The 22,651-nt window shown below is 42.0% G+C and carries 22 protein-coding genes and 1 pseudogene; 20 read left to right on the forward strand and 3 right to left on the reverse strand.

Translation table 11 applies throughout. From position 1 onward, the window contains the following. The first annotated feature begins 89 nt into the window (after positions 1 to 89). Positions 90 to 3,242: an FN3 associated domain-containing protein gene (locus HM131_RS06525; RefSeq protein ID WP_085028991.1), complete on the forward strand. Its 3,153-nt coding sequence runs from the start codon at positions 90 to 92 to the stop codon at positions 3,240 to 3,242. Positions 3,243 to 3,301: 59 nt separating this feature from the next. Here HM131_RS06525 and HM131_RS06530 read toward each other — a convergent pair whose 3' ends face one another. Further along, a complete protein-coding gene (locus HM131_RS06530) occupies positions 3,302 to 4,762 on the reverse strand; it encodes an APC family permease (protein WP_157130771.1) in 1,461 nt (486 codons plus the stop codon). Between the two features lie 609 nt (positions 4,763 to 5,371). On the opposite strand from HM131_RS06530, the gene HM131_RS06535 reads away from it, so the two are divergent. Beyond that, complete coding sequence (locus HM131_RS06535; protein WP_085028992.1) at positions 5,372 to 6,415, forward strand: glycosyltransferase family 4 protein; 1,044 nt, start codon at positions 5,372 to 5,374, stop codon at positions 6,413 to 6,415. A 123-nt stretch (positions 6,416 to 6,538) separates the two neighbouring features. Here HM131_RS06535 and HM131_RS06540 read toward each other — a convergent pair whose 3' ends face one another. After that, entirely contained in the window at positions 6,539 to 7,549 is a 1,011-nt protein-coding gene (locus HM131_RS06540) for an LCP family protein (RefSeq protein WP_085028993.1), read from the reverse strand. 17 nt (positions 7,550 to 7,566) lie between these two features. Then, a complete protein-coding gene (locus tag HM131_RS06545) occupies positions 7,567 to 8,208 on the reverse strand; it encodes a YigZ family protein (RefSeq protein WP_085028994.1) in 642 nt (213 codons plus the stop codon). Positions 8,209 to 8,377: 169 nt separating this feature from the next. Between HM131_RS06545 and HM131_RS06550 the strand changes: the two genes are divergently transcribed. From HM131_RS06550 to secA, 18 genes and pseudogenes are all read left to right on the forward strand, one after another. Then, positions 8,378 to 9,517, forward strand: coding sequence for a sensor histidine kinase (locus HM131_RS06550; RefSeq protein WP_085028995.1), 1,140 nt, complete (start codon positions 8,378 to 8,380; stop codon positions 9,515 to 9,517). Positions 9,518 to 9,675: 158 nt separating this feature from the next. Beyond that, on the forward strand, positions 9,676 to 10,353 hold the full coding sequence (locus tag HM131_RS06555; RefSeq protein ID WP_085028996.1) for a response regulator: 678 nt from the start codon (positions 9,676 to 9,678) through the stop codon (positions 10,351 to 10,353). 274 nt (positions 10,354 to 10,627) lie between these two features. After that, entirely contained in the window at positions 10,628 to 11,473 is an 846-nt protein-coding gene (locus HM131_RS06560) for a DegV family protein (RefSeq protein WP_085031849.1), read from the forward strand. A gap of 60 nt (positions 11,474 to 11,533) precedes the next feature. After that, positions 11,534 to 11,845 carry a hypothetical protein gene (locus HM131_RS21045; protein WP_157130772.1) on the forward strand — a complete coding sequence of 104 codons (312 nt, stop codon included), beginning with the start codon at positions 11,534 to 11,536 and terminating at the stop codon, positions 11,843 to 11,845. Then, the gene (locus tag HM131_RS06565) at positions 11,842 to 12,948 is read left to right on the forward strand and encodes an ATP-dependent helicase ComFA (protein WP_232324888.1); all 1,107 of its coding nucleotides are present in this window, start codon (positions 11,842 to 11,844) and stop codon (positions 12,946 to 12,948) included. The genes HM131_RS21045 and HM131_RS06565 overlap by 4 nt, the downstream gene beginning before the upstream one ends. Continuing rightward, complete coding sequence (locus HM131_RS06570) at positions 12,945 to 13,610, forward strand: ComFC family protein (RefSeq protein ID WP_085028997.1); 666 nt, start codon at positions 12,945 to 12,947, stop codon at positions 13,608 to 13,610. Before HM131_RS06565 ends, HM131_RS06570 begins: the two co-directional genes overlap by 4 nt. A 73-nt stretch (positions 13,611 to 13,683) precedes the next feature. Further along, the gene (locus HM131_RS06575; RefSeq protein WP_085031851.1) at positions 13,684 to 14,085 is read left to right on the forward strand and encodes a TIGR03826 family flagellar region protein; all 402 of its coding nucleotides are present in this window, start codon (positions 13,684 to 13,686) and stop codon (positions 14,083 to 14,085) included. 71 nt (positions 14,086 to 14,156) lie between these two features. Next, the gene (gene flgM, locus HM131_RS06580; RefSeq protein ID WP_085028998.1) at positions 14,157 to 14,423 is read left to right on the forward strand and encodes a flagellar biosynthesis anti-sigma factor FlgM; all 267 of its coding nucleotides are present in this window, start codon (positions 14,157 to 14,159) and stop codon (positions 14,421 to 14,423) included. Positions 14,424 to 14,435: 12 nt separating this feature from the next. Then, the gene (locus tag HM131_RS21165; RefSeq protein WP_269749118.1) at positions 14,436 to 14,570 is read left to right on the forward strand and encodes a hypothetical protein; all 135 of its coding nucleotides are present in this window, start codon (positions 14,436 to 14,438) and stop codon (positions 14,568 to 14,570) included. A 30-nt stretch (positions 14,571 to 14,600) separates the two neighbouring features. Next, positions 14,601 to 14,869, forward strand: a pseudogene (locus HM131_RS06585) (flagellin); the annotation flags it as partial. Positions 14,870 to 15,066: 197 nt separating this feature from the next. After that, a complete protein-coding gene (panD, locus tag HM131_RS06590) occupies positions 15,067 to 15,450 on the forward strand; it encodes an aspartate 1-decarboxylase (RefSeq protein ID WP_085028999.1) in 384 nt (127 codons plus the stop codon). A 324-nt stretch (positions 15,451 to 15,774) separates the two neighbouring features. Then, positions 15,775 to 17,283, forward strand: coding sequence for a flagellar hook-associated protein 2 (locus tag HM131_RS06595; RefSeq protein ID WP_085029000.1), 1,509 nt, complete (start codon positions 15,775 to 15,777; stop codon positions 17,281 to 17,283). 27 nt (positions 17,284 to 17,310) lie between these two features. Next, positions 17,311 to 17,700, forward strand: coding sequence for a flagellar export chaperone FliS (fliS, locus tag HM131_RS06600; protein WP_085029001.1), 390 nt, complete (start codon positions 17,311 to 17,313; stop codon positions 17,698 to 17,700). Positions 17,701 to 17,726: 26 nt separating this feature from the next. Beyond that, positions 17,727 to 18,053, forward strand: a complete 327-nt coding sequence (locus HM131_RS06605; protein WP_232324889.1) for a flagellar protein FliT — start codon at positions 17,727 to 17,729, stop codon at positions 18,051 to 18,053. A gap of 12 nt (positions 18,054 to 18,065) precedes the next feature. Then, complete coding sequence (locus HM131_RS06610; protein ID WP_085029003.1) at positions 18,066 to 18,449, forward strand: DUF8042 domain-containing protein; 384 nt, start codon at positions 18,066 to 18,068, stop codon at positions 18,447 to 18,449. A gap of 477 nt (positions 18,450 to 18,926) precedes the next feature. Beyond that, on the forward strand, positions 18,927 to 19,487 hold the full coding sequence (gene hpf / locus HM131_RS06615) for a ribosome hibernation-promoting factor, HPF/YfiA family (protein WP_085029004.1): 561 nt from the start codon (positions 18,927 to 18,929) through the stop codon (positions 19,485 to 19,487). 221 nt (positions 19,488 to 19,708) lie between these two features. Then, complete coding sequence (locus tag HM131_RS06620) at positions 19,709 to 19,903, forward strand: hypothetical protein (RefSeq protein WP_085029005.1); 195 nt, start codon at positions 19,709 to 19,711, stop codon at positions 19,901 to 19,903. A gap of 145 nt (positions 19,904 to 20,048) precedes the next feature. Then, complete coding sequence (gene secA, locus HM131_RS06625; RefSeq protein WP_085029006.1) at positions 20,049 to 22,562, forward strand: preprotein translocase subunit SecA; 2,514 nt, start codon at positions 20,049 to 20,051, stop codon at positions 22,560 to 22,562. Positions 22,563 to 22,651 lie beyond the last annotated feature (89 nt).

Genomic DNA, 22,651 nt, shown 5'->3' on the forward strand with positions numbered 1-22,651 from the left:
ACAAAAATAAAATATATTCTCAATTCTGAATTTTATATACTGAGAAATAGAGCAAGAATTTATCATATTTTGTAAAGGAGGCAACACATTTGAAAAAAACAGTCATCTGGAGTTTGATTTTGATGCTTGTAGCCGGTTCAGCTATTACTCCATTCCCTAAAGTAGCAAAGGCTGAAACGCAGTCAGATCTTTTGATCTCTGAATATGTCGAAGGGTCCAGCTACAATAAGGCGATTGAGATTTATAACGGTACAGGCGGAGATGTGGATTTATCGCAATACACAGTTGAAATTTACAGCAATGGGAATACCACCGCTAACACATCTTATCAAATGGAAGGAACTTTAGCTGCGGGTGAAGTGTTTGTTATTTCTAATTCACAGGCGCAGGAAGCCATTCAAAATGTAAGTGATGTAAACAATAACGTTACGAATTTCAACGGTAATGATGCGTTAGTTTTGAAAAAAAACGATGCGGTCGTTGATTCCCTGGGACAGATTGGAAACAGCGCATATTTCGCTACAGATGTCACATTGCTACGGAATTTGAATGTAGCGACAGGCGATACAGACGCTACGGACGCGGTTGATCTTTCCGAACAATGGGACCAGTTTGCGAAAGATACATTCAAATATCTAGGCAATACGAATGTACCTGAAACGGAAACAGGAGAAGTACAATCCATTGCAGATGCTCGCCAGGCTGAAGGTGAGACGGTAACGGTGGAAGGAATCGCGACAGCATCCTTCGAAGCGGGCGGCCAAACCAACCTCTACATACAAGACGATACAGCAGGTGTGATTGTTCGTGCCCCGGGTATTACTGCAGCTATTGGGGATCAGGTGGAAGCGACAGGTGAAATGGGAGATTATTATGGCATGCAGCAAATTGAAACTTCCTCATCTCAAGTCGAAGTCACAGCTGAAGACTCCGGCGTCCCTACTCCTGAAGTTGTCAGTTCCTCCAACTTCAGTGCTGAAAAAGGTGAAGAAATTGAAGCAGAGTTCGTACAAGTGGGACCTGTTGAAATTACAGATAGTAATCAGCACGGTGATTTTACAGCACAGGGTGAAAATGGAACGTTTTTGATCACCCCTGAAAATGAAGACTTTCTAGAAGTCGGTCAAACATATGAGCAAATCAATGGTGTGGTTAACTACAGTTTCGGTGAATATAAACTGGTACCACGTTTCCAAGCTGACATCATTCAAAAAGTTTTTGCTGTAACAGCGAGCCCATCGGCTGGTGAAGTGGTAAAAGGAACAGAGGTTACTTTGAAAACAGCAGAGCCAGGGGCAACGGTTCATTATGCGACGGACGATTCAGAGCCTACCGCCGAGAGTAAAGAATTTACAGAACCGGTCGTCATTGAAGAAGATACTACGATTAAAGCAGTTGCGGTTCGGGAAAATGGCGACGTCAGTGAGGTAGCGACTTTTACTTACACTGCCTTGAAACCTCTCGATGAATTAGAAATTCATGACATTCAGGGAGCGTCTCACACGTCCCCTTATGAAGGTCGAGTCGTAGAAGAAGTAGAGGGCGTCGTGACTAAGTTAGATGGTTCAAACGGATTTTACATGCAAAGTGTAAATCCAGATGATAATGTAAAAACTTCTGAGGGAATTTATGTGTACAAACGGAACGATGGTGTAAACGTTGGCGATCAAGTTACGGTCAGTGGTGAAGTAAATGAGTGGAGGGAAGACGGTTATTCTGATGCCGATGATCTCCTGACAACTCAAATTACAGCCTCCGGTTTAGAAGTCACTGCATCAGGTCAGGACTTACCTGAGCCAGTAGTCATTGGTGAGGACCGTACACCACCGACTGAAATTATCGAAAACGACGGTTTACAGTCTTTCGATCCAAATGAAGACGGAATTGATTTTTATGAAAGCCTTGAAGGCATGTTCATTGAACTTCCGGAAGCAAAAGTGACGGGTCCAATCAAATACGATGAGCTGCCTGTTTATGTAGAAGCTAGCGAAGACCAGCTGTTCACGGATGCTGGTGGTTTGTTGATCTCCCCTGAAGATTACAACCCTGAGCGTATGCTGGTTGACGTAGACGGCATTGACGTGACAGCGAAAACGGGTGACTATTTCAAAGAATCCATTACGGGTGTGGTGAGTTATGATTACAGCAACTACAAAATACGTGTAGCTGGAGACTTTCCACAGATCTATGATGGCGGAACAGAACGAGAATCCGCGAAACTTAAAGGACTGAAGCAGAAAATGACGGTAGCCAGTTACAACGTTGAAAATTACTCAGCTGAAACAGATCCTGAAAAAGTTGAGAAAATTGCTGACTCTATCGTTAACAACTTGAATACTCCTGATGTTGTCGGTCTGATTGAAATGCAGGATAACAATGGAGCCACCGACGATGGAACGGTCGATGCCAGCGAAAGCTACCAGACGCTGATTGATGCAATTGTAGAAGCGGGTGGGCCACGTTATGAATTTACTGATATTGCTCCTCAAGATAAAACAGACGGAGGTCAGCCTGGTGGGAACATTCGCGTTGGGTTCATTTATAACCCTGAGCGTGTGACGCTTACGGATAAACCAGATGGAGACGCCGTCACAGCTGTCGATGTGAATGAAGACGGTCTCACGTTGAATCCTGGGCGTGTTGATCCAACAAACGATGCTTTCTACGATTCAAGAAAACCTCTAGCTGCTGAATTTGAATTCAATGGAGAAAAAGTCGTTATCGTTGCTAATCACTTCAATTCCAAAGGCGGTGACGATGGATTGTTCGGAGCTTCTCAACCTGTCGAGCTGGGCAGTGAGGAACAGCGGATCCAACAAGCGAAGGTTATTAATGGCTTTGTCAAAAAAATAGAAAATGAAGTCAACGATGCGAATGTCGTCGTACTAGGAGACCTGAACGATTTTGAATTTTCCGCTCCAATTGAAACCCTGGAAGGAGATATTCTTGCTAATATGATTGAGGAAGTTCCCCATGATGAGCGCTATACGTATATCTATCAAGGGAACTCTCAAGTACTGGATCATATCCTTGTTAATAAAGACTTGAAAAAACAAACGAAGGTAGAAACAGTTAACATTAATGCAGATTTCTCAGAAGAAGATGGTCGTGCCAGTGATCATGATCCTGTATTAGCTCAGATTCACATTAAAAAAGATAAAGCTGATGAAGCTAAGGATTGGTTTCATCATTGGTTTTATACTATTTGGAATAAGTATTTTGGTGATCATTTTGGTTTTTAAAATGAGAAAATCCCCGCGGTGAGCGGGGATTTTTTCTAAGTTAGTGCTAACTTCCTTGTTTAAATTTCTTCTTTTTCTAAAATGAGATAATTCATTTCTTTACGATCAATGCTATTGTAACGCTTTGCATTGACGAGGTAGAAAACAATACCGATCAAGATCCACACTCCAAGAGCGATATAGGATTCTCTCCCTAATGAAGCCGGGGATCCAGGGAAGAGAAGCAATACGAGAAAACCGATGGAACTGATCATACCGATCAGAGATAACAGTTTTCTTCCTGGAGCAACGACGTCATAGGCTCCGTTAGATTTACTGTTTGATGACCAGCGGAAGAATTTATAGGCGGTCGCTGTACAGAAAAAGTATGCAATTGCAACGCCGGTCGATGACATGTCTACTACCCATAGTAATGCTTCACGGCCGAACCAAGGAGCAATCAAGCAAATTGCCATCGTAAACAGGATGCCAACGTAAGGGGTATGGTATTTAGAATGTAGTTTTCTGAACATGTCTGGCAGGATTCTCGCACGGCCCATGGCAAAAGTCAGGCGGCTTGCTGAAATATAGAATCCGTTCAGTCCAGTAAAGATACCCATAGATACTGCGATCCCGATGATTAAGACACCGGCTCGTCCCATATAGCTTTCAATGGCATCTCCAGTTCCCCACACGGAATTATTTGTTTCAATCTGTGCTAGAAGGTCCTGCCAAGGCATCGTGCTCGCTGTGATCAAAATCATGGCACTATAGGCCAATCCCGCTGCGAGCAGGGACCAAATAATTAAACCAAAAGCTTTCTTTGGATCAAAAGTGAACTCTTCAGCTGCCTGAGGAATGTTATCAAATCCTACATAAGCGAAAGGCGCAAGAGCAAGAATAGATAAAATCGATGCTATGGCTGTTTTATCAGGCTGGAAAGCAGGTGAGATATTCTCTACGCTCGGTCCTTCTGTAAATATTGCTCCTACAGCCAACAGAGCAATACCTAAAATTAAAATGATACTGAAAATAAACTGAGTGCGGCCTGAAAAACTTGCTCCTCGGATATTCAAGAATGCGAAAATAATGAGAGCAATACTGGCAATAGCAATTTGAATGATAGAAACTTCATAACCAGCTACCGTGTATAAATTTCCTGTTCTCACGAAATCGGGAAACAAAAATTTAGCGAGTAAAGCAAGGGCGGAAGCGTTCAACGCAACAATGCAGATATAACCCAGTGTCAAAAACCATCCAGCGAGAAAGGCGAATTTCCTGCCAAATCCAATATAGGCATAAGCGAATTCTCCGCCTGTAACCGGAAACTTCTCAATTAGGAAACCATAGCTGACACCAATGATCATCATCAGGACAGCACCAAGCAAAATGCCGATGACAACCCCGATCGGTCCCGCTTGATTGATCCAGTCTGTAGGTAAAACAAAGGCTCCCCAGCCAATGGCCGACCCAAAGGCAATGGCCCAAACCCAATGAGCTTTCAGAGACCTTTCAAGTTTCTTACGTTCTCTATTCACCATATTTCGATAATCCTCCTAGAAAAATGACATAAAACATATTGTAAGGAAATAAATAAGAACATTGCAAATGATTTCTCGGACTGCCTCTAGGTTTATATTGACTTATTTTCTGCTGGCTAAACCTTATTATGAAGAGGATTATACTCCATAAATTGGAAGTTGGAGAAGTTATTCTTTTGTAGGGAAAAACTCGGTCAATCACCCCATTAAGTTTTAAACAACACACGAAGAGGTATAAAAGTTTTTGGAGAAAGCTCTGAAAGCAACAAGAATGCATTTGTTTCCATTGTCTTGAGAGATGAAAATTTGTACTACTTTTTTCCTGTTCTTAACTTTTTTTGAAACTATCCCCATGTCTAACCGTCCAAGTAATACAAGGGAAAAACAAAGCTAGAGATGGTGCCGGAAAAACGATTAAAGTGTTTATGAAAGTAAAAAAAGGGCTAACAAATAATTAAGAAAAAATGTATATCTCGGACGTCTTTGTTGTGCTATAATCTTTTAAGATTATTGTTCGAAGTAGAGCAGGATTTATTCAGCAAGAGATGGAAAAATTATAGTAGCTTACTTCAAAGTGGAGAGGACATAATAAACCTGAGGAGGGTCTTTATGGAGTATAAGGCCTTGTTATTCTGCTTTATAGCATCTGTTTTAATTACGCCGCTTGTAAAGAAGATGGCGATTAAAATTGGAGCAACCGATAAACCGAATCATCGAAAAGTGCATAAGATCGTCATGCCGCGGCTAGGGGGACTAGCCATATTTCTCAGTTTCGCCATTGGCTTATTGTTTTTCTTTCCTGAAAGTAAATTCACATGGCCTGTATTTATAGGAGCAACAATTATTATTATTACAGGAATTCTTGATGATATGAAGGAATTGTCAGCGAAGGTAAAGCTTGGTGGTCAACTGTTAGCAACGATCGTAGTTGTTATCGGCGGTGTTCAAGTCGAATACATTAATTTACCTTTCGGAGGTCAATTGGAATTTGGATATTTGAGCATTCCGATTACGATTTTATGGATTGTCGGGATAACTAACGCGATCAACTTGATCGACGGGCTTGATGGACTGGCAGCAGGAGTATCAGCCATTGCGCTGTTGACGATATCTGGAATGGCGATCACGATGGGGAATGTGTTCGTGGTTTTTGCAGGCTTTATGATGCTAGGAAGTACACTAGGATTTCTCCTTTACAACTTTTACCCGGCAAAAATTTTCATGGGAGATACCGGAGCTTTGTTCTTAGGCTTTATGATCAGTGTTCTTTCTTTACTTGGATTTAAAAATGTTACCTTGTTCTCATTCATTATTCCGGTCATCATACTTGGTGTTCCGATCTCGGATACCCTTTTTGCGATTGTGCGAAGAGTTATCCAACGGAAGCCGCTGTCCGCACCAGATAAATCTCACTTACATCACTGCCTCATAAATTTAGGGTATAGCCATCCGGAGACAGTGCTTATGATTTATGCTGTTAGTGCCTTATTTAGTTTAGCCGCAGTCATCTTTTCACAGGCAACGATGTTCGGAGCCCTGTCAGTCATTGCTCTCCTCATCCTCATGATTGAGTTGATTGTTGAAATGACAGGCTTAATCGGTAAAGAATACAAACCAATTCTTAATTTAATTAAAGATTATCGCAAACGATAAAGATATAAGCTGCCTTGCAGAATCCCTGCAAGGCAGCTATTTTTATTACCTGGGAAATAAATCGTCGAATGGTGGAAAGTAAAACGCGAATGAACCTTATAATGGCCCATTCGCGTTATTGTTTCACGTTTCACTTTCATCATCGGCATCATCTGCAAACGTATTTACCTCTTGATCTTCGTCTGGTTTTTCAAGGTTGAGGTGTGTCCTTAGTTCACTCTTAGTTGAAAGCAAACTGTCTTCATAAACGTCATAATACCATACGCCGTTTTTTCTCATTCCTTCACCTTGAAGCTGCATTTTCTCAAAGGATAATCCTTGTTTTTCTAGAAAGTAATCTTTGAAGGAGATCATTTCGTCAAATGTTAAATTCGTCTTGAGATTATTACTGATGGAATCGAGGATTTCACTGAAATTACTCATGGAACTCGTCGTCATGGATTGTCGGACTATTTCTTGAATTAAATCCATCTGTCTTTGCCCGCGTGCAAGATCGCTATCATATTTTCTTGTTCTTGCTAAGGCCAATGCTTCTTCCCCATTTAACCTTTGGTATCCTTTTTCAAGTTCAATGGCACCAGCCTGGTCTGCACTGTTCTGCTCTGTTATGTCAAAAGGAACATTGTAGGTGATACCGCCTATAGAATTGACAACTTCGATGAAAGAATTAAAGTTCAAACGCACATAATAATCAACAGGAACGTTAAACATTTCCTCTACAGTTGTAACAGTGGCATCGATTCCTCCGAAGGCGTGGGCGTGAGTGATTTTGTCCTTGTAGCCGACTTCTGGGATGTAGGTGTAGGAGTCTCGAGGGATGCTGACCATTTTGATTGACTTGTCATCGTCATTAAATGTTGCGAGTACGAGGGCGTCAGATCTGGTCGAATTTGAAGATCGTTTTTCACTATCGTCAATCCCAACAAATAACACGGAAGTATGGTCATATTCGGGATTAACGACTTCTCTACGTTTCTCAGACTTTTCGCCGCGATCAAGCTCTTGATGAGAGTCAACGGCTGTTTGTTTCACCTGGTCGGTGAGGTAAGCTGCATAACCTGCAGCTGCACCGATACCCATTAAGAATACAAATGCCAAAGACCACAAGAAAATTTTGAGCTTTTTGTGTTTCATGGTGGGGAACTACTCCTTTATTCAGGGGCCACATCAAACTCCACATATGATGAGTCTCCCTGTGTAATCGTAGCCTGATTACTTGTCAGGTCAGTGATAAAGTTTTTGAATTCTGTCTCCTGACCACTTTCTACATATATTATTAGTTCCACATTTTCCATGTAATTAATCGTTTGAAGAGCATATTGAGAGTTACGGACTTCATTTTCCAGTTTTCCAAGTAAGTGATACTCGACAATTACTTTCATTTCGTTCATTAGCTGACGCTTTACGATCCCGGTCTTGTCAATGGCTGCTGAAGCTGTGCCAGAATAAGCTCTAATTAACCCCCCAGCCCCAAGCTTTATGCCGCCAAAATAACGGGTCACAACAACGGCTGTATCTTTCAGCCCTTTTCTTTTAAGCACTTCAAGCATCGGTACACCCGCTGTACCACTCGGTTCGCCGTCATCATTGGCTTTTTGAATTAAATCGTGTTCCCCGATCATGTAAGCGGAACAGTTGTGTGTGGCATCATGGTGCTTCTTTTTGATTTCCTGTATAAAAGCTTGCGCCTGTTCTTCCGTTTCACACCGTTTGACATATCCGATAAACCGGGATTTCTGTATGGTCACTTCTTCTGATCCTTCAGGTCTTACTGTATAATAATTTTCTAACATAATGAGCTGAACCTCCCAATCATTCATTATATAAGCGGGGGCCGCTTTCGGCAAATATAGGCAGCTTTTATCAAAATAATAAAGCACATACTTTTTTTGTGATAAAAAACCCCCACAAATTGACTTAGGTCGAACGAATGAGTGTGTGAATATTGATGGAGGGACTATGATGAGTGAAGAGAAACTACGGGATAAAACTTTAGATTTCATCATCGGCGAAATGGTCGATACAGTTACAAACAGCCGAGATGAAATTTTCACTATTGGTGAAGAGACCCGTACTGAATTTGAAAAATTAAACAAAGAACTAATAGAGACGAAACGGCAAGTCCTTGCATTCATTGAGGAGGGGGATAAGCTCGAACAAAAAGTGCGCTTGTCCCGCATGCGCTTATCAGAGGTCAGTAAGCAATTCCAGAAATATTCAGAAGATGAAATTAGAGAAGTATATGAACAGACGCATGGGTTGCAAATGGATTTGTCCATGAAGCGAGAAAAGGAAAAGCAACTACGAGAACGCAGAGATGACCTTGAATTCCGGCTGAAGAACCTTGATGAAACCATTCATCGCGCGGAAGCACTCGGAGGGAAGATATCTGTCGTACTCAACTATTTACAAGAAGACTTCAAGCACGTAACCGATGCGCTCGAAGATGCGAAAGAGAAACAAAAATTCGGTCTGCAGATTATTGAAGCGCAGGAAGATGAAAGACGGCGCCTTTCAAGAGAAATTCATGATGGACCGGCGCAAATGCTGGCCAATGTCATGCTAAGGTCCGACCTCGTCGATCGCACTTATCGAGAGCGGGGCGTGGACGAAGCATTACAAGAAATGAAAAATGTAAGAAAAATGGTGCGTTCTGCCTTGTATGAGGTGCGCAGAATTATCTATGATCTAAGGCCAATGGCATTGGATGATCTCGGACTTGTTCCAACATTGAAAAAATACTTGGCCACGGTGGAAGAATATAACGATTTGACGATTACGTACACTTCATTTGGAAAAGAGAGAAGACTAGAATCCAAATATGAAGTTGCTCTCTTCCGGTTGATTCAAGAAGCTGTTCAAAATGCAATCAAACATGCGAACGCTTCTACCATTCATGTAAAAATGGATATGAATTACGAAGCCGTAAAGATCATAGTAAAAGATGATGGGGATGGTTTTGATCCTTCTGTTAAAAAGGATAAATCTTTTGGCTTAGTCGGTATGCGGGAACGTGTAGATATGCTAGAAGGGGAACTCACGATCGATTCCAGCCCTGGAGAAGGGACCATCGTCACGATTTCTCTGCCAATAAATAGTTAATATGAAGATTAACTATGTAAAATGGCATGAATCGTTTATAATAGAATTTAGGATTAGGGTAAAACAAATAAAGAAAAATAGAGAAATATAGAGATCTGATATAGGATAGGGGACCGTAAGAAAATCCATTATTTGCAAGAAAATAGGAGGAAAAGATCATGACGACCAGAATAGTCCTGATTGATGACCATAAATTATTCCGTGAAGGCGTAAAAAGAATCTTAGACTTTGAATCTAGTTTTGAAGTAGTAGCTGAAGGAGACGATGGCAGCGCGGCATTGAACTTGATTGAGGAGCACGCACCAGATGTGGTGTTGATGGATATCAATATGCCAAGCATGAACGGTGTAGAAGCTACTGCTGAAATTACGAAAAAATATCCTGAAATGAAAGTGATCATCCTATCTATTCATGATGATGAAAACTACGTGACTCATGCACTGAAAACAGGTGCTCAAGGTTACTTGTTGAAGGAAATGGATTCTGATGCGTTGATCGATGCCATCAAAGTAGTCAGTGATGGCGGGTCCTATCTTCATCCGAAAGTAACTCATAACTTAGTTGCCGAATACCGACGTCTTGCTGAAAATAAAGGAAGCAGCGCTTACCGCACGATCGAGTATCGTAAGCCGTTGCATTTGCTGACTCGCCGCGAATGCGAAGTGCTTCAGCTTCTAGCTGACGGAAACAGTAACCGCGGAGTAGCTGAATCCCTTTATATCAGTGAAAAGACCGTCAAAAACCACGTGAGTAACATTTTGCAGAAAATGAACGTTAACGACCGGACTCAGGCCGTTGTTACAGCGATTAAGAATGGCTGGGTTGAAGTCATCTAATGGTAGTTAGCCATACAAAGGCTACCGTTCGAGGTATACATTTTATACCTCGAACGGTAGCCTATTTATTTTGACTGTTGGATATTTAACTTTTTTCACCTCTCGCCCCCCCTCCTCAGGTCATCCAGTAAATGGTAAACGGAGATTGTTTCTCAGTTCCAGTTTTTTGGTGCAAAGTGCAGGTGGTTCATGTAGAATGATAGAAAGAGATTTTAGTATGATAAACTCTACATATTTGGATCACAATCTTAAGTTAAATAAGGAGTTGGATCAAATGAAAACAGCGGTGCTAACCGACAGTACGGCTTACATACCTCGAGATGTTCGCAAAGCTAACCACATACATATGGTCCCGTTGAACGTCATTTTTGGTCATGAATCCTATCAGGAAGAAATTGATATAAGTTCGGAAGATTTTTACGATATGGTAAAAGAAGGCGGTGAGCTTCCGAAGACGTCACAACCTTCGATCGGTTCAATGACGAAAAAACTGGAAGAGCTTGCTGCTGAGTATGATGCGGTTATTGCCATCCACTTATCGAGCGGTATTAGCGGTACGTACCAGGCGATGGTAACGGCTGGTGAAATGGTGGAAGAGATCGATGTCTATGTCTATGACTCTGAAATCAGTTGTCTGATGCAAGGTTTTTACGCCCTGGAAGCGGCTGAACTTGCGAACAACGGAGCGACCCCAGATCAAATTATTCCGCGTCTTGATGAAATGAAGCAGACAATGAATGCTTATTTCATGGTTGATGATTTGAGTCATCTTCAACGCGGGGGACGCTTGAACGGAGCACAGGCGTTTATCGGAAGTCTGCTGCAAGTGAAGCCTGTGCTGCATTTTGTTAATACGAAAATTGTTCCCTTTGAAAAAATCCGCACGCGTAAAAAAGCTATAAAAAGGATTATGAGCCTCTTTGAAGAATCGGTTCAAGAAGGCGGCCAGTATAAGGCCTGTCTTATTCATGCCAATCAGCATAACGAAGCAAAAGAATTAAAAGAAGAACTTGAATCCAGGTTTGATCATGTGGATATAGAACTCAGTTATTTTGGACCTGTCATTGGCACCCATCTTGGCGAAGGAGCCATTGGGTTAGGTTGGTACCGTAAGTCATAACTGTTAGCGCCTGTTTGTGAGACTCAACCAGGCGCTTATTTTGTAAAAGCAGGTGATAATTTGATTGAAGCTCTTCGCAGTTATTTTTCTAAAGACTTCTCCTGGATCCCTCAAGAAACTCCTCCGCACACTTCTCTTCAACTCGCAGGCAAGCTGCTCCTCAAACGTGAACTTCCTTTTAGCGAAAAAGAAATCACTTCATTAGTAGAACAATCCATTTTGACAGCCATTCCTTCCATAGAAAAACACGTCTGGGTTATCGTTGTCGTCGCTGTGGTAACCAAAAAAGAGAATACTTTGCTGAACTGCCTCATTCTTCTTGTCAACAGACTTGTACCTACTGTCGATTATGTATTCAGATGGGGCGAGTGATTGAGTGCGAGCCGCTTTACTACGGAAGTCCGCAAGTGGAGTGGCCGACAGACGAAGAGCCGTGCTCCTGGGAGGGGACACTCACGGTTCATCAAAAGCGTGCGTCAAATGAGCTTAAGGAATTGATCCGTACAGGTGATGGTGAAAAGCTGATCTGGGCGGTTTGCGGAGCAGGTAAAACAGAAATGCTCTTTCCCGGTATAACAGAAGCATTAAAAACTGGGAAACGCTTATGCCTGGCAACCCCCAGAACGGATGTGGTAAGAGAACTGCTTCCCAGATTGCAGCAAGCTTTTCCGGAAACCAAAATCGCGGACTTATATGGTGGAAGTAAAGACAAGGCCGGGGATGCGTCTTTTGTCATTGCAACCACTCATCAGCTCTACCGCTTTGCCCGGGCTTTTGATGTGATGATCATTGATGAATTGGATGCATTTCCGTTTCATAATGACCCTTCTCTCCACTATGCAGCAGCTAGAGCTGCTACAGAAAACGCTGCACTCATTTACTTGACGGCTACTCCAAGAAAAGGTCAAAAAAAGCGTATTCGATCCAAGTCCTTGCCTGTAGTATTTATCCCAAAGCGTTTTCATGGTTATCCTCTCCCGGTTCCGAAATTTAAACTTACTCCTACACTCCACCGACATTTAAAACGAAGTCAACTCCCCACATCTATACTGGAAAGAATACGCCACCAGCAAAACTCTCACCGGCAATTGTTAATCTTTCTCCCGACAAAGCAACTGGCTGAGAAGATCGCCTCTTATTTAAAATCCTTTTCTTTTCAAGTGGAGTATGTCCATGCGGATGACCCTTTAAGAGCAGAAAAAGTGTCTGCTTTTCGTGCAAAAGAGTATAACATCCTCGTTACTACAACGATTTTAGAGCGTGGTGTAACTTTTCCGTCTGTCGATGTCTATATCGTGGACGCGAGCCATGAAGTGTTCGATGAGCCTGCTCTTGTCCAAATTGCAGGCCGAGCTGGGCGCAGCCCAGAAGACCCCACGGGTGATGTGTTCTTTTTTCATATAGGGAAAACGAATGCGATGCATGATGCCCAGGACGCGATTATTGACATGAACCGGTTAGGGGCAAAGTCATGAGATGCCTCGTCTGTCTTAACTCCATCGATCCTCAAGTTACATGGGAAAACTTTTTGCAGTTTCATGAGAAAGACAAACTTTGTACAGATTGCTCAAAGCATATGGAACGGATAACGAGGCCAGGATGTCCGAGGTGTTTCCGGACAGATTCCAAAGGTGTTTGCTATGACTGTGAGCGCTGGGAAGAGAGCTACGACGGCGTACTGGAAAAGAACGTTTCAGTCTTTCGCTACAATGATTTCTCGAAAGAAGTTGTCGCGCGCTGGAAGTACCGCGGAGACTATGTTTTGATGAAAGCTTATCAAATGGACATTTTAAATTCATTCAATCTGCATTATCCTGAAGTCTTTCCTCTCGTAGCCATTCCTCTTAGTAAAGCGCGACTAAAAGAGAGGGGATTCAATCAATCGGAAGCCATCATTCGTCTTTTACAAGGAGACCCTCATCATCTACTAACAAGAACGGGTGATGAAAAGCAATCAAAGAAACAACGCTCCGAACGAATCCATTCGACGAACCCCTTTACATTAACTAAAGCAATTCATGACCCCATCATTCTTATTGATGATATTTACACGACAGGTTCAACGCTAAGGCATGCGGCAAGTTTATTGAAAAAAGAAGGCTGTCCCCACGTGTACGCTTTTACGATTTTTCGTTAACTTGTTCTTTGGTTTGGGAAGTTCTTGCCGATATAATAGAAAAAGAAAGTTGTAGGAGGAAACGGCGGTGGGAATGGTAGACAATTGTCCGCATTGCAACGCCATTTTTATGAAAGATACGACTTATATTTGTCCATCATGTAGAAAAATAGAAGAAGAGCAATTCCATACTGTATATGGTTTTTTGAGAAATAAGCGAAATCGAACAGCGACGATTGCCGAAGTTGTAGAAGAAACCGGTGTACCTCAAAACCAACTTCGTGAATTTGTAAAACAGAAGCGGCTGCACCCGGCTCAATTTCCTAATCTAGCGTATTTGTGCGAGAAATGCGGAGCAGAGATTAAAAGCGGGCGTATTTGTAAAGACTGCACGAAAGAAATTGAGGATGGATTACTAAAGCATGCACGAAATGAGAGATCATCTCTAGAAGAGTATGACCTATTACTCTATGAAGAAGCGGTAAGGATGATTTAACATTCCCGTTCATCAACCGATAGAAAAGGTAGAAGATAATCTGCGTGAATATAAAGAAAGAGGTGAATGGCATGAAAATCAACGGACCAAACCATTCCCAATTCAACCATTATCAGAAACAAATGAATAAACATATCGATGCGAAGCCTCTAACAGAGCAGCAGGATAAAATTGAAATCTCACAGCATGCTAAACAAATGCAGCAAGCAGAAAAACTAGATCCAGCACGCCAGAAGCGGGTCGATCAGATTAAGCACGAGCTGAATACGGGAAACTATCAAGTCGATCCGAAAGCTACTGCGAAGAAAATGATCAACTTTTGGTCGAACAAGGGATAAAGGAGAATTAGCTTGACGGTAAACACAGTCATTCAAACGACGTCTTCCTTTAATGATTATTACCAGGGAGTCATGGGAAATGGCAGTCAATACCCAGGATGCGAAGCGGATGGTCAACAACACAAATGTTTTAAAGCAGTCTGTTGAACAGCAGCGCCGGTCGATACCTCTCAAGGAGGGGCTGATACAGCAATCACAACAATTAATAATGCTATTGAGAATGTCTCTGCAGAGCGTTCAAAACTAGGTGCTACTCAAAATCGTTTAGATCACACCATCAACAACCTTGGGACGTCCTCTGAAAATTTAACAGCAGCAGGATCTCGTATTAGGGACTTAGACATGGCGAAAGAAATGATGAACCAAACGAAGTTGGACAGGCTTCACAAGCCATGCTTGCAAAAGCCAACCAAATGCCACAAGGAGTACTTCAGCTTCTACGTTAAGATTCATAGACCAAAGACTCTCATTTCACATGAGGGTCTTTTTTTACGTCTTCTTAACAATCAAGCAAAGCTGTTGAACCCGTTTTCCAAAAAATATATAGTGATGGTGTATCAGAAAAGTCTGTTAACTTTCTTTGGAGAGAAAGTCAGACCATACCATTATTTACCAAAATAAACATCAAAGCGAGGTTCTAACTATGCAACGACTCATGTGTAAAGGTAAAATTCATCGCGCGACAGTAACCGAAGCCGATTTAGATTACGTTGGCAGCATAACTATCGATTCGAAACTAATGAAAGAAGCGAATATTAAACCCTATGAAATGGTGCAAATCACTAGCTTAAAGAACGCCACTCGCTGGAAAACTTATGCACTCCCAGCACCAGCTGGATCCGGGAAGATTTGTTTAAATGGTCCGCCTGCTCACCTTTTCTCCCCGGGAGACATCGTTATTATCCTGAGCATGGGCATGTTTGAAGAAGAGGAAATTGAAGGATTAGAGCCGAAAGTTGTTTTTGTAGATGGAGAAAACAATATTACCAATGTAGAAGAGCATAAACTGCATTGGCCGGAAGAATAGTCCAGAAAAAGTTCACCCAGAGCGGTGAACTTTTTTTGTGCTTAAAACTATTCCCAATGAATCCGATATAAACATAAAGGAAATCAGATACAGGGAGTGGCTGAAGGTGAATGAGCGATTAACCCACTCTCAACTCCTACAAAGAAGTCTAGACCATCTTTGCGCAGTTTCATAAGAAGCTTGGAACAATATTATGTAGTAGATACCCACACCGATAAAGTTGTAAAAGATAATTCCGCTGAGAAAGATGCTGGACCTCTATGCGACGGTTGCAGAACTCTTAGTATGATTGTTGATCACAAAATTTAAGTAGGTGAACAGAGTATGAGTGACATGCGGATCGGGGGCCTGGCCTCCAGAATGGATATTGATAAACTCGTCAATGATCTGATGAGGGCAGAGCGCCAGCCCCTAAATAAAATGGAGCAGGACAAAACATGGATGACGTGGCAGAGGGATTCTTATCGCGAAGTGAATAAGCAGTTGTTTGATCTTGATCAGGGTTTGCTTGACATGAAATTGCAGCGTACGTATGCAGCCAAAACTGCTACATCCCCTACTTCAGCGGTTAGTGCCGAAGCCACTCCATCAGCAGGAAATGGGAATTATAATATTCAGGTAACTCAGTTAGCTACTGCTGCTTTTAATGTGAGTGAACAAAAGCTGACAGACCCTAACGATTCAAAAATTGATCCTGACCAAGCGTTATCTTCTCAGTTTGGTAAGTTTGCGACACATGCATCAGAAGGTTCCTTCACCATTAAAATGTTTAACGAGAATGGTGAAGAGATCTCAGAATCGTTCGAGGTGGATTACAGTAAATCCCTCAGTGAGATTTTAAAAGAAATCAGCGACTCTGACCTAGGAGTTCGAGCTTTTTATGACAGCAGTGCGGACAAGGTGATGATAGAACGAACCAGAACGGGCGAGTTTAATCCTGCAGGTCCAGAGTTTGAATTCAGCGGTGAGAACGTTGCTTTTTTAACAGATTCCTTGGGAATAAAGGCGGCAAATGAAAAAGGCGGGAAGGACGCGGTCTTCACGTACAATGGAGAGCTTGAAATATCCAGCCATGAAAACCACTACCAATTGAATGGAGTTACTTTCACTTTTAACGAAATCATGGATAGCCCTGTGAATGTGAATGTCAGCAACAATATTGACGGAGCTATAGATAAAATCACGAAATTTGTAGATCAATACAATAAGATGATGGAAGACTTCAATGACCGTTTGATTGAGAAACGGTACCGTGACTTTCCCCCTCTAACCGAACAGCAAAAGGAAGATATGGAAGAGCGAGAAATCGAATTGTGGGAAGAAAAAGCGAGAAGCGGGATGCTGAAAAGTAACAGTACGCTTCAAGGTGCTGTTTATCAGCTTCGAAACGACTGGTATTCTTCGGTTGAAACGGGGGGGTCTTTCAATCAGCTGGCGCAAATCGGAATTGAAACGTCACCCAACTACCTCGATGGAGGGAAACTCATCATCACTGAAAGTAAGCTGAGAGAAGCGTTGAGAGAAGATTCAGATGCCGTTCATAAGCTTTTTGCTGGAAATAAAGAAACAGGTGAGGAAGGCATTGCGCAAAAGCTGGAAAGAACCATTGGAAATACAATGGAATCGATCGAAAACAAGGCCGGGAAGTCGACAAGTATGGATTCTACTTACTTATTAGGAAGACAGATTAAAGATGTGGATGATCGTATGGATGATTTTCAGGCTCGGTTGAACGAGACTGAAGACCGATATTGGAGAGAGTTCGGTGCGATGGAGAAATTCATACAGCAAATGAACTCTCAGTCTGCGTTTATTATGCAGAATTTTAGTTGATTTTTATAAAAAGGAAGTGTTCAAGCTATGTCTATCCAAGCCTATCAAAACTACTCCGTGGAAACGGCCTCTCCAGGTGAATTGACGTTGATGCTTTATAACGGCTGTATCAAGTTTATTAAGATTGCTAGAAAAGCAATAGAAGATCAAGAGATTGAGAAGAAGAACACGAATATCCAGAAAGCTCAAAAAATCATTCAAGAGCTGATGGTCACAATGAATCAAGATTATGCGATTAGTCAGGAAATTTTACCCCTGTATGATTATATGAATCGGCGGTTGATTGAGGCAAACACGAAGAATGACGTGATCATTCTTGATGAAGTGCACGGGATGGTTGAAGAGTTCCGTGATACGTGGAAACAAGTAATTATTGCGACGAGAAAAGCTCACTATGGCCAAGGGAGAAACGCGTAATGGAAGGATGGAGGAAGTTTTTTAATATGACGACGGAGCTTGATAAAATCGTCCATCAGCCGATTTCTGACAGTAATCGTGCCGATTTATTGGATCGAGTAGACGTATTGCTTGATAAGCGACAGTCCCTTATGGGAGAATTAACGCAGCCATCAACAGATGAGGAAAGAGAAATGATCGAAAAGGTGAAAAGGTTAGATGTGAAAGTCAATCAAAAACTAGAATTCCTCCTTACCGATTTGAAAAGGGATATGCGCAACAACAAAAAGCAGAAATCTAGCAATCAACGTTATACCAATCCCTACCAGAACGTTTCAAGCTATGATGGGATGTTTTTTGACCATAAAAAGTAGCAGGTGATTCTTTTGTCAGAACTAACCGCAGAACAGCATCATGTGTTAAAGGATTATAACGAAGTGCTGGATACAGTAAGTGACACACTGGAATTTTTAGAAACGAACCTGAAAGAAGAAGTCTCAGATGAAGTCCAGCAAGTATTTGAAGATCTGTTACTTGCCTTTGAACAGCTGAGCGTGAGTCACGAACAAATGATCATTTGGTTTGAAGATAAAGTAGAGATGTCCACGTTGGTAGCCGATTACCACGAGGTCATTGATTTATTAAAAGAATGGTTCGTTTTTGAATCAAATGAAGAAAAACGCGAGCTGCTTTTTGAAAAAGTAACTCCAGCTTTTGAGAGCTGGAAGGACCGGATGCAGCTGTTTGTGAAACCATACATAGCTCATTAGATAACAATACCGTCTTAATAAGGCGGTATTTTTCTATTGGTTTATGAGCAGGGTGTAGTGACCAGTTATAGGGGAATGCGGCTTAAACAAATGGGGATATGGAGGTGAATAATATTGAAAAATCTATCAAGCATACCTTTATCGCTATCTTCTTAGTATTTAGTGGAGTAGGGGTTTTGTTCTACTACTTTTTAGATCACCCTGTTTCATGGACAAGAAAATCTCTTTTATTGAATAATTCTTAAAAACAAAATTCAACAAAATGTGTTCCTCTCATTTCTAACCTTCTTTACTGCCTTGTCGAACACCCTCTAAAATAGCAGTCTACCTGCAAACCTGCAAAAGAAAACCGCATAAAATAGCGATTTCCAGCAATTACCGACACAAATTCGACAAAATATTTCGAAAGTTTATGCAGGAAAGGGGGTGGGTATGATAGAATATATATCACATAAGGATGAAAGGAGGACACTTCTTATGCTACAGTACACCATTCGCGGTGAAAACCTAGAAGTGACGGATTCTATTAAAGAATATGTGGAGAAAAAGGTGGGCAAACTCGAACGCTACTTTGATACTCCGCCGTCATCCGAGGTTCATGTAAATTTAAGTGTCTACAATGATGAGCAGACAATCGAGGTCACAATCCCAATGAAGAATTTACTTCTTCGTGCGGAGGAACACAACACTGACTTATACGCTGCCATCGACCTTGTGGTAGATAAATTGGAACGACAAATTCGCAAGCATAAAACGAAAGTGAATCGTAAGTTCCGCCAAGAGGGTGCTCCAAAACACGTATTCGCAGAGCTTGAGCGTGAAGCTCAGCAAGAACGCGAAGCGCAAGATGAAAGTGACTTTGATATTGAAATTGTAAAAACGAAACGCTTTGACTTGAAGCCAATGGATAGTGAAGAGGCTGCATTACAAATGGATATGTTAGGTCATAACTTCTTCGTATTTACTAATGCGAACACAGATGAAACGAACATCGTTTATAGACGTCGTGATGGTCGCTATGGCCTAATCGAAACTTAATGAAGAGATGAACCAAAGCACCTCTGCTTCGCAGGGGTGTTTTTTATGGGGCAATAAAAGAGGATAATAGGATTCATGGGACGAGTAAATTTCAATTTTTCCTAGGTTAAAATTAGAATTTATCGCCTGCGGGCTGTGCGAAAATTGGTTAATAGTGATTGGTTTCCTCGAATCCCCTATGATATAACAAGAGTACAACTACTGGATCAGGAGGCGGAAGAATGAAAAAATCTTCTCCATCATGTCAATGCAGCTACTTAAATGACAGGATCAAAAAACAGGAAGAAGCAATCGCCCAGCTTGTTGAGATTATTGGCACAACAAACCGTAGACTTTATGAATTGGATCAACGTCACCACTTCCTCACCCAACCTAATGGAAAAGCAAACCCTACCCCCTTACAAACCTCTACATAATTCACCACTAACCCCTTCCCGAGTGTTCTAGTCTTTAAACGATATGTCACATAAATTTTTTGTATCTCGGCTTCTCTTAGTGTTATGATAATAAATGGATTATACTATTCAACCGAGATTTGAAATCAATAGAGGAGCGGTTGCAATGCTTGGAACTTTAAAGAAGATCTTTGGCGATGGTAATACACGTCAATTGAAGCGACTGGAAAAGATCGCTGACGATATTGACGCTTTAGAATCTGAATACGAAAAGCTATCAGATGATGACCTGCGCCAAAAGACTGGAGAATTCAAAGAACGCTATCAAAATGGCGAAGACTTAGATGATTTATTAGTAGAAGCTTTTGCGGTCGTCCGTGAAGGTTCTAAACGTGTACTGAATATGCGTCCATTCAAAGTTCAGCTTCTAGGTGCTATTGCATTACACGAAGGTAATATTGCAGAAATGAAGACGGGGGAAGGTAAAACCCTTGCTTCCACTATGCCTGCCTACTTGAACGCTCTTTCAGGAAAAGGTGTTCACATTATCACGGTCAACGACTATCTGGCTAGTCGTGATGCGAAGGAAATGGGCGAACTATACCAATTCCTTGGCTTGACTGTCGGTCTGAACTTGAATGGAATGTCCAAGGATGAAAAACGTGAAGCTTACAATGCCGATATTACGTACGGAACAAACAATGAATTTGGTTTCGATTATTTACGTGATAACATGGTCCTTTATAAGGAGCAAATGGTTCAGCGTCCACTTAACTTTGCGATCATTGACGAGGTCGACTCGATTTTAATTGATGAAGCGCGTACTCCGCTAATCATTTCAGGTACAGCTTCTAAATCTGCGGACCTCTATCAATCAGCAAATGCATTTGTTCGATTGCTTGAGCGAGAAGAAGACTTTACGTATGATGAGAAAACAAAAAACGTTCAGCTGACTGAAGAAGGAATCAACAAAGCAGAACGCTTTTTCAAGATCGAGAACTTATACGATCTTTCCAACGTTTCGTTGATTCACCATATCAACCAGGCGTTGAAAGCTCATACGTCTATGCATCGTGATACAGATTATGTTGTGGATGAAGGGGAAGTTGTCATTGTTGACCAGTTCACCGGTCGTCTGATGAAAGGACGCCGTTATAGTGATGGATTGCACCAGGCGATTGAGGCGAAAGAAGGCCTGGAAATCCAAAACGAAAGCATGACGCTTGCTTCTATTACGTTCCAGAACTTGTTCCGTATGTATGACAAGCTGTCTGGTATGACAGGTACAGCGAAGACAGAGGAAGAAGAATTTCTTAACATTTATAACATGCGTGTTATCGTCATTCCGACAAACCGGGATATCATTCGTGATGACAAGCCGGACCTTGTTTACAAAACTATGGACGGTAAGTTCAAAGCTGTTGTTGAGGACATTAAAGAACGTCATGAAAATGGACAGCCTGTGCTTGTTGGTACGGTAGCAGTCGAGACTTCAGAAATCATCTCTCGTTACTTGAATAAAGCCGGCGTTCCTCATAACGTGTTGAACGCGAAGAACCACTTTCGTGAAGCGGAGATTATTGAAAATGCCGGACAAAAAGGTGCGGTGACTATCGCAACCAACATGGCCGGACGTGGTACCGACATCAAGCTTGGCGAAGGCGTCAAAGAAGTTGGCGGTCTAGCTGTTATCGGGACAGAGCGTCACGAGTCACGCCGTATTGATAACCAGCTGCGTGGACGTTCCGGACGTCAAGGTGACCCTGGAATGTCTCAGTTCTATCTCGCTACAGATGACGAACTGATGCGCCGATTTGCTTCCGATAACATTCGCAGTATGATGGACCGTCTTGGCATGGATGATTCTCAGCCAATCGAAAGTAAAATGATTTCAAGAGCTGTAGAATCTGCCCAGAAACGTGTCGAAGGTAACAACTTTGATGCCCGTAAGACGATTCTTTCTTACGACGATGTTCTTCGTCAGCAACGTGAGGTTATATATAAGCAGCGTTATGACGTACTGACCTCAGACAACCTTCGTGAAATCATTGAGAAGATGATAGAGCGTACGGTAGCGAATACAGTCAGCGTTCATACAAGTGATGAGGAAGAAGAAAACTGGGACCTTGAAGCTCTTGTGGAATATGTACGTGCCAACCTTCTATTTGAAGGAGACGTAACCGTAGCCGATCTGAAAGGAAAAGACCCTGAAGAAATGCAGGAGCTCATCCTTGAAAAAGTGAAGATGCGTTATGATGAGAAAGAAGAAGAGCTGACAGAGGAGCAGATGCGTGAATTTGAAAAAGTCATTCTGCTACGTACTGTCGACCAGAAGTGGATGGATCACATTGACCAGATGGATCAGCTGCGCCAAGGAATTCATTTGCGTGCTTACGGTCAAAATGACCCGCTTCGTGAGTACAACTTCGAAGGCTTCCGCATGTTTGAACAAATGATCTCAAACATCGATGAAGAAGTTTCTCGTTACGTCATGAAAGCTCAAATTCGCAACAACCTGCAACGTCAGGAAGTAGCCAAAGGAGCTACGGCTGTATCAGGTAGCGAAGAAAGTAAAGAGAAGAAGAAACGCCAACCGTTTGTGAAAAAGGACAATGTAGGTCGTAACGATCCATGTCCTTGCGGTAGTGGTAAGAAATATAAGAACTGCCACGGAAAATAAGGAAGTGAGACACTCTCGTAAAGGGAGTGTCTTCCCTTGTCTTAGACCGGAATCAAACATTTTTGAAGCAGCAAATTAATAAAACTTTT

The sequence above is a fragment of the Halobacillus mangrovi genome (genome assembly GCF_002097535.1).
GTDB classification, from domain to species: Bacteria; Bacillota; Bacilli; order Bacillales; family Halobacillaceae; genus Halobacillus; species Halobacillus mangrovi_A.